Genomic DNA, 15,500 nt, shown 5'->3' on the forward strand with positions numbered 1-15,500 from the left:
GCCCTTGGACCGCGACTCGACTGACGGAAACGGCGAGATGACCAAGACGACGACAGCAGAACCCCCGGTGTCCTCGGCCCCTTCCGCGCCGGACACTTCGAGAGTGGGCGCCGGCCGGGGGCTCGCCCTGCTGCTGGTGATCACCGGCGCGGCCGGACTCCTCGCCGCGTGGATCATCACCCTCGACAAGTTCAAGCTCCTGGAGAACCCGGACTACGTCCCCGGGTGCAGCGTCAACCCGGTCATCTCCTGCGGCAACATCATGAAGAGCGAGCAGGCGAGCGTCTTCGGGTTCCCCAACCCGATGCTCGGGCTCGTCACCTACGGCATCGTCATCGCCGTCGGCATGAGCCTGCTCGCCGGTGCCCGCTTCCCGCGCTGGTACTGGCTCACCATGAACGCCGGAATGCTCTTCGGCGTCGGCTTCTGCGCCTGGCTCACCCAGCAGTCCCTCTACGAGATCAACGCCCTGTGCCTGTGGTGCTGCCTCGCCTGGGCCGCCACGATCATCATGTTCTGGTACGTGACCTCCTCCAACATCCGCAACGGCTTCCTCCCGGCACCGAGCTGGCTGAAGGGCTTCTTCGCCGAGTTCACCTGGGTCCTGCCCGTCGTGCACCTCGGCATCATCGCCATGCTGATCCTGACCCGCTGGAAGGACCAGCTCTGGGCGGCCAGCTGAGCCGCTCGGCCGCTGGGCCGCGGTCCGTGCCGCCCCCCGGGCCACTGCCCGGCGGCACGGGCCGCGGCGCCGCTGACATAGGGTTCACCCGTGGAACCCGATCTCTTCACCGCGGCAGCCGAGGAACGTCAGGAGAAGGACCCGGCGAGCAGCCCGCTGGCCGTGCGCATGCGCCCGCGCACCCTTGACGAGGTCGTCGGCCAACAGCACCTGCTCAAGCCCGGAGCCCCCCTGCGCCGCCTGGTCGGCGAGGGCGGCGGCGGCCCGGCCGGCCCCTCCTCGGTGATCCTGTGGGGCCCGCCCGGCACCGGGAAGACGACCCTCGCGTACGTCGTCTCCAAGGCCACCAACAAGCGCTTCGTGGAACTCTCGGCGATCACCGCCGGCGTCAAGGAGGTCCGCGCGGTCATCGAGGGCGCCCGTCGCGCCACCGGCGGCTACGGCAAGGAGACCGTCCTCTTCCTGGACGAGATCCACCGCTTCAGCAAGGCGCAGCAGGACTCGCTGCTGCCGGCCGTGGAGAACCGCTGGGTCACCCTGATCGCCGCCACCACCGAGAACCCGTACTTCTCGGTGATCTCCCCGCTGCTCTCCCGCTCCCTGCTGCTCACCCTGGAACCCCTCACCGACGAGGACCTGCGCGGTCTGCTGCGGCGGGCGCTCACCGACGGACGCGGGCTCGGCGGCGCCGTCACCCTCGACGGGGACGCCGAGGGCCATCTGCTGCGGATCGCCGGCGGGGACGCCCGGCGCGCGCTCACCGCGCTCGAAGCCGGTGCCGGTTCCGCCCTCGCCAAGGGCGAGGGCACGGTGACGCTGACCACCCTGGAGGAGTCCGTCGACCGGGCGGCGGTGAAGTACGACCGCGCGGGCGACCAGCACTACGACGTGACCAGCGCCCTCATCAAGTCGATCCGGGGCTCCGACGTGGACGCCGCGCTGCACTACCTGGCCCGCATGATCGAGGCCGGCGAGGACCCCCGGTTCATCGCCCGCCGGCTGATGATCTCCGCCAGCGAGGACATCGGGCTCGCCGACCCGACCGCCCTGCCCCTCGCCGTGGCCGCCGCCCAGGCCGTCGCGCTCATCGGCTTCCCGGAGGCGGCGCTGACCCTCAGCCACGCCACCATCGCGCTGGCCCTCGCCCCCAAGTCCAATGCGGCGACCCTCGCGATCGGCGCCGCCATGGAGGACGTCCGCGCCGGTCTCGCCGGCCCGGTCCCCGCGCACCTGCGGGACGGCCACTACCAGGGCGCCGCCAAGCTCGGTCACGCCCAGGGCTACCTCTACCCCCATGACGTCCCCGGCGGCATCGCCGCCCAGCGGTACGCGCCCGAGGCCGTCGAGGGCAAGCACTACTACCGGCCCACCCGGTACGGGGCGGAGGCCCGGTACGCGGACGTCGTGGACCGGGTCCGCGCCCGCCTGCGGGGCGAGCAGCCGGGCGGCTCCGACACCCCCGCGGAGTAGCCGAGCACCGGGCCGGGTCATCCCGACCCCGGACACCCGCTAAACTGGCCCGAGTGCTGCGTCCCGTGTCCGACTCCGGTCGGCTCACCAGAGCGGGACGAGCAGCCGGGACCCGGTCCGTGAGGACGGGGTTCCAGGAGCGTCGCGCACCGTCGAACGGTGTCGCGGGCAGCCCACCACCCCCCTGCGGCGGTCGGTGGGCCACTCGCGTGCTGCACGTATGTGCCCAGACCAGGGGAGCGGCTGCCCGAGGGTCCACCAGGACCCCCCGGGTTTCCCCAGGCTGCGGATGCGACCTCCCCTAACCCTGGTGAAGCCGTATTCGCACAGAGTGAGAGAGGTTGGTTCGTGCCGAACCAGTCCCGTCCCAAGGTCAAGAAGTCGCGTGCCCTCGGCATCGCGCTGACCCCCAAGGCCGTCAAGTACTTCGAGGCCCGTCCCTACCCGCCGGGTGAGCACGGCCGCGGTCGCAAGCAGACCTCGGACTACAAGGTCCGTCTGCTGGAGAAGCAGCGTCTGCGCGCGCAGTACGACGTGTCCGAGCGCCAGCTCGTCCGCGCCTACGACCGCGCCAGCAAGGTCCAGGGCAAGACCGGCGAGGCCCTGATCATCGAGCTGGAGCGCCGCCTCGACGCCCTGGTCCTGCGTTCGGGCATCGCCCGCACCATCTACCAGGCCCGTCAGATGGTCGTCCACGGCCACATCGAGGTCAACGGCAAGAAGGTCGACAAGCCCTCCTTCCGCGTCCGCCCCGACGACGTCGTGATGGTGCGCGAGCGCTCCCGCGAGAAGACGCTGTTCCAGGTCTCCCGTGAGGGTGGCTACGCGGCCGACGGCGAGACCCCGCGCTACCTCCAGGTCAACCTGAAGGCCCTGGCCTTCCGCCTCGACCGGGACCCGCAGCGCAAGGAGATCCCCGTGATCTGCGACGAGCAGCTCGTCGTCGAGTACTACGCCCGCTGACCCGGACGTAGCACTCCCCGCGCCCCGCGCATCAGCCCGTCGTCTCCCCGCTCCACGGAGCAGGGGAGGCGGCGGGCCGTGTCGTTTCCGCCGCCGCCCCGCCCCCGGGGCCGTCCCCCTCCCGGGGTTCCTGCGGTGCCACGGGCACCGGTTGCGCGCTCCGGCCCAGGGCCCGTCGCACGGCGGCGTCCAGTCCGAGCCGGGCGCCCTCCCGCACCGCCGCCTCGTACGCCGCCGGGCCCAGCCGGGCGCGGCACCGCCGCTCACCCGACGCCCGCGGGTCACGGGACGGGGCCGAACCGAACAACGGCGACCCCACCGAGGGCCACAGGGCGCCCGCCGCCCCCCGGAGCACCGCCGCCTCCGCCGGATCGCCCTCGTCCAGGGTGACCAGCGCCAACAGCTCGATCGCGAGCAGGGCGCCCACCAGGTCCTGGAATCCGTGCTCGATGACCAAGCACTCCTCCACCAGCCGCCGGGCCCGGGCCGGATCGCCCTCCGACCAGGCCACGTAGGCGAGGACGAGCAGCGCGTACGCCAGGGCCCAGCGCTCGCCGTGGTCCTCGCAGACCTCGCGCACCTCCTCGCACAGCCGTACCGCCTCGGCCGTGCGGCCCGCCCCGCCCCGGTCGTCCGGTGCCCCCTCGCCCGGGAAGCCGCCCTGGACGAGGACCGCCGTCGCCAGCTCCACCCGGGCCAGCAGCACCAGGCTGTTCAGCTCGCCGATGTCCTCGTAGCGCTCCAGGGCCGAGCGCAGCAGCCGCTCGGCGCGCACCGCGTCGTCGCCGACCAGGGCCAGGAAGCCGGTGCGGTGCTCGGCGTAGGCGACCGCCACGGCGTCGTCCGTGCGCTCCGCCTCGTCCCGGCACTCGTGGAGCGCGGTGAGCGCCGCGACCGTGTCGCCCTGGAGCAGCGCCACGTGCCCGAACGCGCACAGCGCCTTCAGCCGGGCGTCCGGGACTCCGTCGGACTCCGCCTCGGGGCCCTGGTCGAGTTCGATGCTCCGCTGGAGCCAGTACCGGCCCTCGGCCAGCCGTCCGCACCCCACCCAGCAGAACCAGAGGGTGCCCGCCAGGTGCAGCCCCGGTCGGGTGTCCCCGGGCTCGTTCAGCGCGTGTTCCAACGCGGCCCGCAGGTTCGGCAGCTCCACCTCGATCCGTGCGGCGGCCTCCTTCTGACGCGACGAGAACCACTCCAGTTCGCACCAGGTCGCCAGCCCCGCGTACCAGTCGCGGTGCCGGTGCCGCAGCCGCGCCGTGTCCCCGGAGCCCTCCAGCCAGTCGGCGCCGTACGCCCGGACGGTCTCCAACATGCGGTACCGCACGCCGCCGGGGCCGTCCTCGCGACTGACCACGGACTGCGCCAGCAACTCGCCGAGCACGTCGAGCACCTCGTCGGCGGACAGCCCCTGCGCCCCGCACACGTATTCGGCGGCCTCCAGGTCGAAGGACCCGGCGAACACCGACAGCCGCGCCCACAGCAGCCGCTCCTGCGCGGTGCACAGTTCATGGCTCCAGCCGATGGCGGTGCGCAGCGTCCGGTGCCGGGGCGGTGCGTCCCGGCCGCCGCCGGTCAGCAGCCGGAACCGGTCGTCGAGCCGGTGCAGGAGCTGCCCCGGCGACAGCACGGTCAACCGACCGGCCGCCAGTTCCACCGCGAGCGGGATGCCGTCCAGCCGCCGGCAGATCTCCCGCACGTCCGCCGTGTTGTCCTCGTCCAGCGCGAAACCCGGCACGGCGGCCTCGGCGCGGTCGGCGAACAGCGCCACGGCGTCCCGTTCGTCCAGCGGGGCGAGCGGGACCACGCGTTCGCCCCGCACCCCGAGCGGACGCCGCCCGGCGGCGAGGACCCGCAGCCCCGGGGCGGCCCGCAGCAGGTCGCCCACGAGGGCGGCGCAAGGGGCGACCAGGTGCTCGAAGCCGTCCAGGACGAGCAGAGCGCGCTGCCCGGCGAAGTGTTCCCGCAGCACCTCCAGGGCGGGGCGGACGGCGTGGTCGACGAGCCCCAGCGACGCGGCGGCCGCCCGGTCGACGTGCTCCACGGCGTGCACGGCGGTGAGGTCCACCAGGCGCGCGCCGTCCGGAAGGGCGCACGCCGCCGCGGCCCGGGCCACCAGCCGTGACTTGCCGACCCCGCCGGGGCCGACCACGGTCACCAACCGGTCGTGGGCCGTCGCCTCGCCGAGACGGGTCAACTCGGGGGCGCGGCCCACGAAGGCGGTCAGCTCCAGCGGGAGGTCGCGGGGCACCTCGGCGACGTCCGAAGAATCGTTCGTTCGCGGCGCGGGCCGCGATGTGGGTCGCATGGGCAACGGAGCGTACTCACGCATAAGCGGTACGTACAATCAGTCCGCCCGGCTCCCCTGCGCCGCGGGCCCGGCGCGGCCCCCCGGTCCGTGGCGCGGCGGGGGCGAAATGGGGTGCGGAGCCCTGCTCCCGGCGCGATAGGCTCGTACGACACCTGTCGGCACCGGCCGGCGGTTCTCAACCACGTCGACCACGTCGACCATGACGCCCCGGTCCGTCCGGGCGATACCTCAGGGAGCGGTGCACAGTGTCCGGTGGAGAGGTTGCCGGGATCCTGGTGGCCGTCTTCTGGGCGATCCTGGTCTCCTTCCTCGCCGTCGCGCTGGCGAGGCTGGCCCAGACGCTGAAGGCGACCACCCGACTCGTCGCGGACGTGACCGACCAGGCCGTCCCGCTCCTCGCGGGGGCCACCGAGGCGGTGCGGTCCGCCCAGACCCAGCTCGACCGGGTCGACTCCATCGCCTCCGACGTGCAGGAAGTCACCCAGAACGCCTCCGCGCTGTCCTCCACCGTCGCCTCCACCTTCGGCGGCCCCCTGGTGAAGGTCGCCGCGTTCGGGTACGGAGTCCGCCGCGCCGTCGGCCGCAAGAGCGCCCCCGCCGATCCCCCGCCCACCGAGCGGACCCGCCGTACCGTGATCGTCGGCCGGACCGTCCCCACCGCCCGCCGTGGCAGGCGGAAGAAGGACTGACACGCGATGTTCCGCCGTACGTTCTGGTTCACCGCGGGCGCCGCTGCCGGGGTCTGGGCCACCACCAAGGTCCACCGCAAGCTCAAGCAGCTGACGCCCGAGAGCCTCGCCGCCCAGGCCGCCAACAAGGCCGTCGACGCGGGCCACCGGGTCCGGGAGTTCGCCCTCGACGTCCGCGCCGGCATGCTCCAGCGCGAAGCCGAACTCGGCGACGCGCTCGGTCTGCACGACCCGGTCGACCACCACGAGCTGCCCGCGCCGCGCCGCGCCGCCCTCGACAGCTACCCCCCAGTCGGCCCGAACGCACCGGAACACCTCGGTCACCGCACGCGTTCGGACCTGTATTCGCACAAGGACAACCGGAATGAGGACCACTGATGGAGTCGGCTGAAATCCGCCGTCGCTGGCTGCGCTTCTTCGAGCAGCGCGGGCACACCGTCGTGCCGTCGGCGTCGCTGATCGCGGACGACCCCACGCTGCTCCTGGTCCCGGCGGGCATGGTCCCCTTCAAGCCGTACTTCCTCGGCGAGGTCAAGCCCCCCTACGCCCGTGCCACCAGCGTCCAGAAGTGCGTGCGCACCCCGGACATCGAAGAGGTCGGCAAGACCACCCGGCACGGCACGTTCTTCCAGATGTGCGGCAACTTCTCCTTCGGGGACTACTTCAAGGAAGGCGCCATCAAGTACGCCTGGGAGCTGCTGACCAGCTCCCTCGCGGACGGCGGCTACGCCCTCGACCCCGAGCGGCTGTGGATCACGGTCTACGAGGAGGACGACGAGGCCGAGCGCATCTGGCGCGACGTCGTCGGCGTCCCCGCCGAGCGCATCCAGCGCCTGGGCAAGGGACCCAACTTCTGGTCCATGGGCGTCCCCGGCCCCTGCGGCCCCTGCTCCGAGATCAACTACGACCGCGGCCCCGAGTTCGGCGTCGAGGGCGGCCCCGCCGTCAACGACGAGCGGTACGTCGAGATCTGGAACCTCGTGTTCATGCAGTACGAGCGCGGCGAGGGCACCGGCAAGGAGGACTTCGAGATCCTCGGCGAACTGCCGAACAAGAACATCGACACCGGCCTCGGTCTCGAACGGCTCGCCATGATCCTCCAGGGCGTGCACAACATGTACGAGATCGACACCTCCCGGGTCGTGATCGACAAGGCCACCGAGCTGACCGGCGTCGCCTACGGCAAGACCCACGAGAGCGACGTGGCGCTGCGCGTGGTCTCCGACCACATGCGCACCTCCGTGATGCTCATCGGCGACGGCGTGACCCCCGGCAACGAGGGCCGCGGCTACGTGCTGCGCCGCATCATGCGCCGGGCCGTCCGCAACATGCGGCTGCTGGGCGCCACCGGTCCCGTCGTCGGCGAGCTGGTGGACACCGTCATCCGCTCCATGGCCGAGCAGTACCCGGAGCTGGAGGGCGAGCGCGGCCGCATCGAGGTCGTGGCCCTCGCCGAGGAGGCCGCCTTCCTCAAGACCCTGAAGGCCGGCACCAACATCCTCGACTCCGCCGTCACGGAGACCAAGGCCGGCGGGGGCACCGTGCTCTCCGGCGACAAGGCGTTCCTGCTGCACGACACCTGGGGCTTCCCCATCGACCTCACCCTGGAGATGGCGGCCGAGCAGGGCCTCGCCGTCGACCAGGACGGCTTCCGCCGGCTGATGAAGGAGCAGCGGGAGCGCGCCAAGGCCGACGCCCGCGGCAAGAAGACCGGTCACGCCGACCTCGGCGCCTACCGGGAGATCGCCGACAGCGCCGGCGAGACGGACTTCATCGGCTACTCCGACACCGAGGGCGAGTCGCGGGTCGTCGGCATCCTGGTGGACGGTGTCGCCTCGCCGGCCGCCACCGAGGGCGACCAGGTGGAGATCGTCCTCGACCGCACCCCGTTCTACGCCGAGGGCGGCGGCCAGATCGGCGACACCGGTCGCATCCGGCTGGACTCGGGCGCCGTGGTCGAGGTCCGCGACTGCCAGAAGCCGGTCCCCGGCGTCTACGTCCACAAGGGCGTCGTCCAGGTCGGCGAGGTCACGCTCGGCGCCGCCGCCCACGCCACCATCGACGTGCGTCGGCGCACCGCCATCGCCCGTGCCCACTCGGCCACCCACCTCACCCACCAGGCGCTGCGGGACGCCCTCGGCCCGACGGCCGCCCAGGCCGGTTCCGAGAACCAGCCCGGCCGCTTCCGGTTCGACTTCGGGTCCCCGGCCGCGGTGCCCGGCACCGTCCTCACGGACGTCGAACAGCGGATCAACGAGGTGCTCTCCCACGACCTCGCCGTGCACGCCGAGGTCATGAGCATCGACGAGGCCAAGAAGCAGGGCGCCATCGCCGAGTTCGGCGAGAAGTACGGCGAGCGGGTCCGGGTCGTCACCATCGGCGACTTCTCCAAGGAGCTGTGCGGCGGCACCCACGTCCACAACACCGCCCAGCTCGGGCTGGTCAAGCTGCTCGGCGAGTCGTCGATCGGCTCCGGGGTCCGCCGCATCGAAGCCCTCGTCGGCGTCGACGCGTACAACTTCCTGGCCCGTGAGCACACCGTCGTCGCCCAGCTCCAGGAGCTGGTCAAGGGCCGCGCCGAGGAACTGCCCGAGAAGATCTCCGGCATGCTCGCCAAGCTGCGGGACGCGGAGAAGGAGATCGAGCGGTTCCGCGCGGAGAAGGTGCTCCAGGCCGCCGCCGGTCTCGCCGAGTCCGCCAAGGACGTCCACGGGGTCGCCCTCGTCACCGGTCAGGTCCCGGACGGCACCACCGCCGACGACCTGCGCAAGCTGGTGCTCGACGTCCGGGGCCGGGTACAGGGCGGGCGCGCCGTCGTCGTGGCCCTGTTCACCACCTCGGGCGGCAAGCCGCTCACCGTCATCGCCACCAACGAGGCGGCCCGTGAGCGCGGTCTGAAGGCCGGCGACCTGGTCCGCACCGCCGCCAAGACCCTCGGCGGAGGTGGCGGCGGCAAGCCCGACGTCGCCCAGGGCGGCGGTCAGAACGCCGCTGCGATCGGGGACGCCGTCGGCGCCGTCGAACGGCTCGTCGCGGAAACCGCCGCCTGATGCGCCGGGGCCGCAGACTGGCGATCGACGTGGGTGACGCCCGGATCGGTGTCGCCTCCTGCGACCCCGACGGCATCCTCGCGACGCCGGTGGAGACCGTGCCGGGACGGGACGTCCCGGCCGCCCACCGGCGGCTGCGCCAGCTCGTCGACGAGTACGAGCCGATCGAGGTCGTCGTCGGACTCCCGCGTTCGTTGCGGGGCGGTGAAGGTCCGGCGGCGGCGAAGGTCCGCACCTTCGCCGGACGGCTCGCCACCACGATCGCGCCCGTCCCGGTGCGCCTGGTGGACGAGAGGATGACCACAATTACGGCCAGCCAGGGACTGCGCGCCTCGGGCGTCACGTCCCGAAAGGGTCGGTCTGTCATCGACCAGGTTGCCGCTGTGGTGATCCTCCAGAACGCTCTGGAGTCCGAACGGGCGTCAGGCGAGGCACCCGGCGAGGGCGTCGAAGTGGTCATCTGATCGCGATACGGTAACGTTCCGCGCGATGCGGTGGTGTTCGAACAGCCCCCGCACAGCAAAGAGGTGGGTGCGACGGCGCGCCGCGAGTGCTCACGTGCCCCGCCTCGCGGCTCGATGGGGACAGATGACTGATTATGGCCGGGGCCAGGGCTCCGAACCGTGGTATCCGGAGGACCCGTTGTACGGGGACGTCGGATGGGAGGGCCAGCAGCAGGGCCACCCCGGCCAGTCCCCGCAGACGGGTCACCAGCAGTACCCGCAGGGCGAGCAGTACGGTCACCAGGGCCAGCCCGGTCACTTCCCGCAGCACCAGCAGCAGCACCAGCACCAGCAGGAGTACGTCCAGCAGCAGGTTCCCCAGGGCTACGACCAGCAGGTCTCCCCGGGGTACGACCAGCAGGTCCCCCAGGGCTACGACCAGTGGGCCGCGCAGACCGCACCGGCCCAGTCGGACGGCTACGGCCAGCAGTACCAGGGGGGCTGGGAGACGGCCCAGCCCGGACAGATCCCCTACGGCACCGACCCGACCGGGACCTACCCCGGGCAGCCCGAGGCGTACGGCGTCGAGCCCCCCGACTACTACGGCACTCCCGAGGCGTACCCCCCGCCGGAGCCCCCCGCCCGACGGCGCCCCGAGCCCGAACCCGAAGAGGAACCGGCCCGGGGCGACGGTCGTCAGGACTGGGACCCGGACCGTGACGGTCCGGAGGAGGGCTTCTTCGCGGACTCCGGCCGCGGCGCCCCCGCGGCCCCCCGCGGTCCCGACGCCGACGGGTACGACGACGAGTACGACGACGAGCCGTCCGGCCGGGACGGGGACCGCCGCTCCCGGGGCGGCAAGGGAAAGCAGAAGCGCCGCAACGGCTGCGCCTGCCTGCTGGTGACCGCGGTGTTCGTGGGCGGCCTCGGCGCCGTCAGCTACTTCGGCTACCAGTTCTACCAGGACCGGTTCGGCGAGCCGGCCGACTTCGCCGGCGACGGCCTGACCACGACGGTGTCCGTCGAGATCCCCAAGGACTCGGGCGGCTACGTCATCGGTCAGAAGCTCAAGGAAGCCGGGGTCATCAAGAGCGTCGACGCGTTCGTCTCCGCGCAGCAGCAGCACCCCAAGGGCAACACCGTCCAGGACGGCGTCTACACGCTCCGCAAGGAGATGTCCGCGGCCAGCGCCCTCGAACTCATGCTCAGCCCCAAGAGCCGCAACAACCTCATCATCGCCGAGGGCCGCCGCAACATCTGGGTGTACGAGCAGATCGACAAGCGACTCGACCTGCCCGGGGGCACCACCAAGGGCGTCGCCTCCGCCCAGTGGAAGTCGCTCGGTCTGCCGGACTGGGCGATGAACGGCGCGGGCGACCGGAAGGACCCGCTGGAGGGCTTCCTCTACCCGTCCAGCTATCCCGTGGCCGAGGGCATGAAACCGGCGGACGTCCTGAAGAAGATGGTCACCCGGGCCAAGAACCAGTACGAGACCTACGACCTCCAGGCCAAGGCCCGTGAGGTGGGGCTCAAGAACCCCCTCGAAGTCATCACGGTCGCCAGCCTGGTCCAGGCCGAGGGCATGACGCACGACGACTTCAAGAAGATGGCAGCCGTCGTCTACAACCGGCTCAAGCCGGACAACACGGCCACCAACCGGAAGATCGAGTTCGACTCCAGCTACAACTACCTGAAGAACCAGAGCAAGATCGACATCTCCACCAGGGAGATCCGCAACTACGACCACCCCTACAACACGTACTTCGTCGAGGGACTGCCGCCCGGACCGATCGGCAATCCCGGCGAGGACGCCCTGCGCGCCGCCATCGAGCCGGACGGCGGCGACTGGATGTTCTTCGTCTCCATCGACGGCAAGACGACCAAGTTCACCGAGACGTTGGCCGAGCACGAGGAACTGGTGGCGGAATTCAATGAGCGGCGCAAGAACGGTGAGTGAGCCCACCGACCGGAGCCGTCGTCGGGCGGCCGTCCTCGGCTCGCCCATCGCCCACTCGCTCTCCCCGGTCCTGCACCGAGCGGCCTACGCCGAACTGGGGCTGGCCGACTGGAGCTACGAACGGTTCGAGGTGGACGAGGCGGCGCTGCCCGACTTCCTGGCGGGACTCGGCCCCGAGTGGGCGGGGCTGTCCCTGACCATGCCCCTCAAACGCGCCGTCATACCCCTGCTCGACTCGGTCAGCGAAACCGCCGCGTCGGTCGAGGCGGTCAACACGGTCGTGCTCACCGAGGACGGCCGTCGCACCGGCGACAACACCGACGTCCCCGGCATGGTCGCCGCCCTGCGCGAACACGGAGTGGAGAGCGTGGAGTCCGCTGCCGTGCTCGGTGCGGGGGCCACCGCCTCCTCCGCGCTGGCCGCGCTCGCCCGGATCTGCACCGGTGAGATCACCGCCTACGTCCGCAGCGCCGCCCGGGCCGCCGAGATGCGCCAGTGGGGCGAACGCCTCGGCGTCGAGGTCCGCACCGCGGACTGGGCCGACGCCGCCCGTGCCCTGCACGCCCCCCTCGTCATCGCCACCACCCCGGCCGGGACCACCGACGCCCTCGCCGCCGCGTTGCCGGAGCGTGTGGCGACCCTCTTCGACGTGCTGTACGAGCCGTGGCCCACGGCGCTGGCGGCCCGCTGGTCCGCCTACGGGGGCGCCGTCGTCAGCGGACTCGACCTCCTGGTCCACCAGGCCGTCATCCAGGTCGAGCAGATGACCGGGCGCACCCCGGCCCCGCTGGCCGCCATGCGGCAGGCCGGGGAACGGGCGCTGGCCGCCCGCTGAGCACCGGCCCGCGAACCGCCCCGCCGGAGCCGACCGGCGCGGCGGTTCGCGGGCCCCGGCGTCCGCTTGCTGGACCTTCGAACGGGTAACCGCCGCGGACGTGGGAAGATCGGGGGTGGCGGGGCCGGGACCGCGCACCCGGTCGTGCCGCCCAGTTGCGTGCGCGAACAGAGGAGCACCCTTGAGCAGGTTGCGCTGGCTGACGGCGGGGGAGTCCCACGGACCCGCTTTGGTGGCGACGCTGGAAGGCCTTCCCGCCGGTGTCCCGATCACCACGGAGATGGTGGCGGACCACCTAGCGCGGCGGCGCCTCGGGTACGGGCGCGGCGCCCGGATGAAGTTCGAACGCGACGAGGTCACCTTCATCGGTGGCGTCCGACACGGACTCACCCTCGGTTCCCCGGTCGCGATCATGATCGGCAACAGCGAGTGGCCCAAGTGGGAACAGATCATGGCGGCCGACCCGGTCGACCCCGCCGAACTCGCCAACCAGGCCCGCAACGCGCCCCTGACCCGTCCGCGCCCCGGCCACGCCGACCTCGCGGGCATGCAGAAGTACGGCTTCGACGAGGCCCGTCCGATCCTGGAACGCGCCTCCGCCCGGGAGACCGCGGCCCGGGTCGCGCTCGGCGCGGTCGCCCGCTCCTACCTCAAGGAGACCGCGGGCATCGAGATCGTCAGCCACGTCGTGGAACTCGCGGCGGCCAAGGCCCCGTACGGCGTCCTGCCGGTGCCCGGCGACGTCGAGAAGCTGGACGCCGACCCGGTGCGCTCCCTCGACGCCGACGCCTCGAAGGCAATGGTCGCCGAGATCGACCAGGCCCACAAGGACGGCGACACCCTCGGCGGAGTGGTCGAGGTCCTCGCCTACGGCGTGCCCGTCGGCCTCGGCTCGCACGTCCACTGGGACCGCCGGCTCGACGCCCGGCTCGCCGCCGCGCTCATGGGCATCCAGGCGATCAAGGGCGTGGAACTCGGCGACGGCTTCGACCTGGCGCGCGTCCCGGGCTCCCAGGCCCACGACGAGATCGTCAGCACCCCCGAGGGACTGCGCCGCTCCACCGGCCGCTCCGGCGGCACCGAGGGCGGCCTCACCACCGGTGAACTGCTGCGGGTGCGGGCCGCGATGAAGCCCATCGCCACCGTGCCGCGGGCCCTCGCCACCGTCGACGTGGTGACCGGCGAGGCCACCCAGGCCCACCACCAGCGCTCCGACGTCTGTGCGGTCCCGGCCGCCGGGATCGTCGCCGAGGCCATGGTGGCCCTCGTCCTCGCGGACGCGGTGGCCGAGAAGTTCGGCGGCGACAGCGTGCCCGAGACCCGCCGCAACGTCCGGTCCTACCTCGACAACCTGCACATCCGGTGACGACGGTGCCCGACACATCCGGGTCGCCCTCGACGCGGGGGGCCGCCGGCACCGGCGCGGACACGACGGGACCCACCGGTCCCGGCGGTCCGGTCGTCGTTCTGGTCGGTCCCATGGGCGTCGGCAAGTCCACCGTGGGGGCGCTGCTCGCGGAGCAGTTGCACCGCCCCTACCGGGACACCGACGACGACATCGTCACCGCCGAGGGCCGCCCCATCGCCGACCTCTTCGTGGACGAGGGCGAGCCCTACTTCCGCGCCGTCGAGAAGGCGGCCGTGCGCGAGGCCCTCGCCACCCACCACGGCGTCCTCGCCCTGGGCGGCGGGGCCGTCCTCGACCCCGACACCCGTGCGCTGCTCGCCGCCCACCCCGTCGTCTTCCTGTCGATGGACGTGGACGAGGCCGTGCGCCGCACCGGGCTCAACGTCGCCCGCCCGCTGCTCGCCGTCAACCCCCGCCGTCAGTGGCGGGAACTGATGGAGGCGCGCCTTCCGCTGTACACCGAGGTGGCCCGCGCCGTCGTCCCGACGGACGGACGCGGCCCCGAGGAGGTCGCCCGGGCGGTCCTCGACGCGCTCGGGCTGCCCACCGACCCTCCGCAGGAGAACACCCCATGACCGCGCAGGAACCCATCCGCATCGAGGTCGCCGGCACCGCCGGCACCGAACCGTACGAGGTGCTCGTCGGCCACCAGCTGCTCGGCGAGCTGGGCCCGCTGATCGGCGACCGGGTCAAGCGCGTCGCGGTGATCCACCCCGAGGCCCTGGCCGAAACCGGTGAGGCGCTGCGCGCCGACCTCGCCGGGCAGGGCTTCGAAGCGGTGGCCATCCAGGTGCCCAACGCGGAGGAGGCGAAGACCGCCGAGGTCGCCGCGTACTGCTGGAAGGCGCTGGGCCAGTCCGGGTTCACCCGCACCGACGTGATCGTCGGGGTGGGCGGCGGCGCCACCACCGACCTCGCCGGCTTCGTGGCCGCGAGCTGGCTGCGCGGGGTCCGCTGGATCGCCGTGCCCACCACCGTCCTCGGCATGGTCGACGCGGCCGTGGGCGGCAAGACCGGCATCAACACCGCCGAGGGCAAGAACCTCGTCGGCGCCTTCCACCCGCCCGCCGGGGTGCTGTGCGACCTCGCCGCACTGGAGTCGCTGCCGGTCAACGACTACGTCTCCGGACTCGCCGAGATCATCAAGGCCGGCTTCATCGCCGACCCGGCGATCCTCGACCTGATCGAGGCCGACCCCGCGGCGGCCCGGACCCCCGCAGGACCGCACACCGCGGAACTCATCGAACGGGCCATCAAGGTCAAGGCCGAGGTCGTCTCCGGTGACCTGAAGGAGTCCGGCCGCCGCGAGATCCTCAACTACGGCCACACCCTGGCGCACGCCATCGAGAAGAACGAGCGCTACCAGTGGCGGCACGGGGCCGCGGTCGCCGTCGGCATGCACTTCGCCGCCGAACTGGGACGGCTCGCCGGACGTCTGGACGACGCGACCGCCGACCGGCACCGCGCGGTCCTGGAGTCCGTCGGGCTGCCGCTCAGCTACCGCTACGACCAGTGGCCCAAGCTGCTGGAGACCATGAAGGTCGACAAGAAGTCCCGGGGCGACCTGCTGCGCTTCATCGTCCTCGACGGCCTCGCCCGGCCCACGGTCCTGGAAGGACCCGATCCGGCGGTGTTGCTCGCCGCGTACGGGGAAGTGGCCGAGTAACCCCCGGGGGAAACCTTCCCCGGCGGACC

Annotated in this window: 13 protein-coding genes; 12 read left to right on the forward strand and 1 reads right to left on the reverse strand. The window is 72.4% G+C overall.

Going from position 1 to position 15,500, the window contains the following annotated elements:
* Window positions 1–37: 37 nt before the first annotated feature.
* The 3 genes from ACFYOU_RS25490 (at window position 38) to rpsD (ending at window position 3,115) form a co-directional block, all read left to right on the forward strand.
* Window positions 38–682: a vitamin K epoxide reductase family protein gene (locus ACFYOU_RS25490; protein WP_391308777.1), complete on the forward strand. Its 645-nt coding sequence runs from the start codon at window positions 38–40 to the stop codon at window positions 680–682.
* Window positions 683–772: 90 nt separating this feature from the next.
* On the forward strand, window positions 773–2,152 hold the full coding sequence (locus ACFYOU_RS25495) for an AAA family ATPase (protein WP_391308778.1): 1,380 nt from the start codon (window positions 773–775) through the stop codon (window positions 2,150–2,152).
* 348 nt (window positions 2,153–2,500) lie between these two features.
* Window positions 2,501–3,115 (forward strand): 30S ribosomal protein S4, encoded by a 615-nt coding sequence (gene rpsD / locus ACFYOU_RS25500; protein ID WP_073792029.1) that lies wholly within the window; start codon window positions 2,501–2,503, stop codon window positions 3,113–3,115.
* A gap of 31 nt (window positions 3,116–3,146) precedes the next feature.
* Here rpsD and ACFYOU_RS25505 read toward each other — a convergent pair whose 3' ends face one another.
* Complete coding sequence (locus ACFYOU_RS25505) at window positions 3,147–5,420, reverse strand: ATP-binding protein (protein ID WP_391308781.1); 2,274 nt, start codon at window positions 5,418–5,420, stop codon at window positions 3,147–3,149.
* Between the two features lie 248 nt (window positions 5,421–5,668).
* On the opposite strand from ACFYOU_RS25505, the gene ACFYOU_RS25510 reads away from it, so the two are divergent.
* The 9 genes from ACFYOU_RS25510 to aroB all read left to right on the forward strand — a co-directional run bounded on the left by ACFYOU_RS25510 (window position 5,669) and on the right by aroB (window position 15,471).
* Window positions 5,669–6,112 (forward strand): DUF948 domain-containing protein, encoded by a 444-nt coding sequence (locus ACFYOU_RS25510; RefSeq protein WP_389774296.1) that lies wholly within the window; start codon window positions 5,669–5,671, stop codon window positions 6,110–6,112.
* Window positions 6,113–6,118: 6 nt separating this feature from the next.
* Window positions 6,119–6,490, forward strand: coding sequence for a DUF6167 family protein (locus ACFYOU_RS25515; RefSeq protein ID WP_389774299.1), 372 nt, complete (start codon window positions 6,119–6,121; stop codon window positions 6,488–6,490).
* Entirely contained in the window at window positions 6,490–9,162 is a 2,673-nt protein-coding gene (alaS, locus tag ACFYOU_RS25520; protein ID WP_391308784.1) for an alanine--tRNA ligase, read from the forward strand. The genes ACFYOU_RS25515 and alaS overlap by 1 nt, the downstream gene beginning before the upstream one ends.
* Window positions 9,162–9,626, forward strand: a complete 465-nt coding sequence (gene ruvX / locus ACFYOU_RS25525) for a Holliday junction resolvase RuvX (RefSeq protein ID WP_385756503.1) — start codon at window positions 9,162–9,164, stop codon at window positions 9,624–9,626. The genes alaS and ruvX overlap by 1 nt, the downstream gene beginning before the upstream one ends.
* Before the next feature lie 124 nt (window positions 9,627–9,750).
* A complete protein-coding gene (mltG, locus tag ACFYOU_RS25530; protein WP_391308786.1) occupies window positions 9,751–11,562 on the forward strand; it encodes an endolytic transglycosylase MltG in 1,812 nt (603 codons plus the stop codon).
* Window positions 11,555–12,397, forward strand: a complete 843-nt coding sequence (locus tag ACFYOU_RS25535; protein ID WP_389774309.1) for a shikimate dehydrogenase — start codon at window positions 11,555–11,557, stop codon at window positions 12,395–12,397. Before mltG ends, ACFYOU_RS25535 begins: the two co-directional genes overlap by 8 nt.
* Window positions 12,398–12,578: 181 nt before the next feature.
* A complete protein-coding gene (aroC, locus tag ACFYOU_RS25540) occupies window positions 12,579–13,763 on the forward strand; it encodes a chorismate synthase (protein ID WP_389769218.1) in 1,185 nt (394 codons plus the stop codon).
* A 113-nt stretch (window positions 13,764–13,876) separates the two neighbouring features.
* Complete coding sequence (locus ACFYOU_RS25545; protein ID WP_387001040.1) at window positions 13,877–14,380, forward strand: shikimate kinase; 504 nt, start codon at window positions 13,877–13,879, stop codon at window positions 14,378–14,380.
* Window positions 14,377–15,471 carry a 3-dehydroquinate synthase gene (aroB, locus tag ACFYOU_RS25550; protein ID WP_391308790.1) on the forward strand — a complete coding sequence of 365 codons (1,095 nt, stop codon included), beginning with the start codon at window positions 14,377–14,379 and terminating at the stop codon, window positions 15,469–15,471. The genes ACFYOU_RS25545 and aroB overlap by 4 nt, the downstream gene beginning before the upstream one ends.
* Window positions 15,472–15,500 lie beyond the last annotated feature (29 nt).

The organism is Streptomyces sp. NPDC005955 (assembly GCF_042871255.1).
Lineage (GTDB): Bacteria > Actinomycetota > Actinomycetes > Streptomycetales > Streptomycetaceae > Streptomyces.

What these genes read in the sequence shown, in the direction of transcription:
- ACFYOU_RS25545 (WP_387001040.1), top strand. Translation starts at nt 13,877, where the DNA reads ATGGGCGTCGGCAAGTCCACCGTGGGGGCGCTGCTCGCGGAGCAGTTG.
- ruvX (WP_385756503.1), top strand. Translation starts at nt 9,162, where the DNA reads ATGCGCCGGGGCCGCAGACTGGCGATCGACGTGGGTGACGCCCGGATC.
- mltG (WP_391308786.1), top strand. Translation starts at nt 9,751, where the DNA reads ATGACTGATTATGGCCGGGGCCAGGGCTCCGAACCGTGGTATCCGGAG.
- ACFYOU_RS25505 (WP_391308781.1), bottom strand. Translation starts at nt 5,420, where the DNA reads ATGCGACCCACATCGCGGCCCGCGCCGCGAACGAACGATTCTTCGGAC.
- ACFYOU_RS25515 (WP_389774299.1), top strand. Translation starts at nt 6,119, where the DNA reads ATGTTCCGCCGTACGTTCTGGTTCACCGCGGGCGCCGCTGCCGGGGTC.
- alaS (WP_391308784.1), top strand. Translation starts at nt 6,490, where the DNA reads ATGGAGTCGGCTGAAATCCGCCGTCGCTGGCTGCGCTTCTTCGAGCAG.
- ACFYOU_RS25490 (WP_391308777.1), top strand. Translation starts at nt 38, where the DNA reads ATGACCAAGACGACGACAGCAGAACCCCCGGTGTCCTCGGCCCCTTCC.
- aroB (WP_391308790.1), top strand. Translation starts at nt 14,377, where the DNA reads ATGACCGCGCAGGAACCCATCCGCATCGAGGTCGCCGGCACCGCCGGC.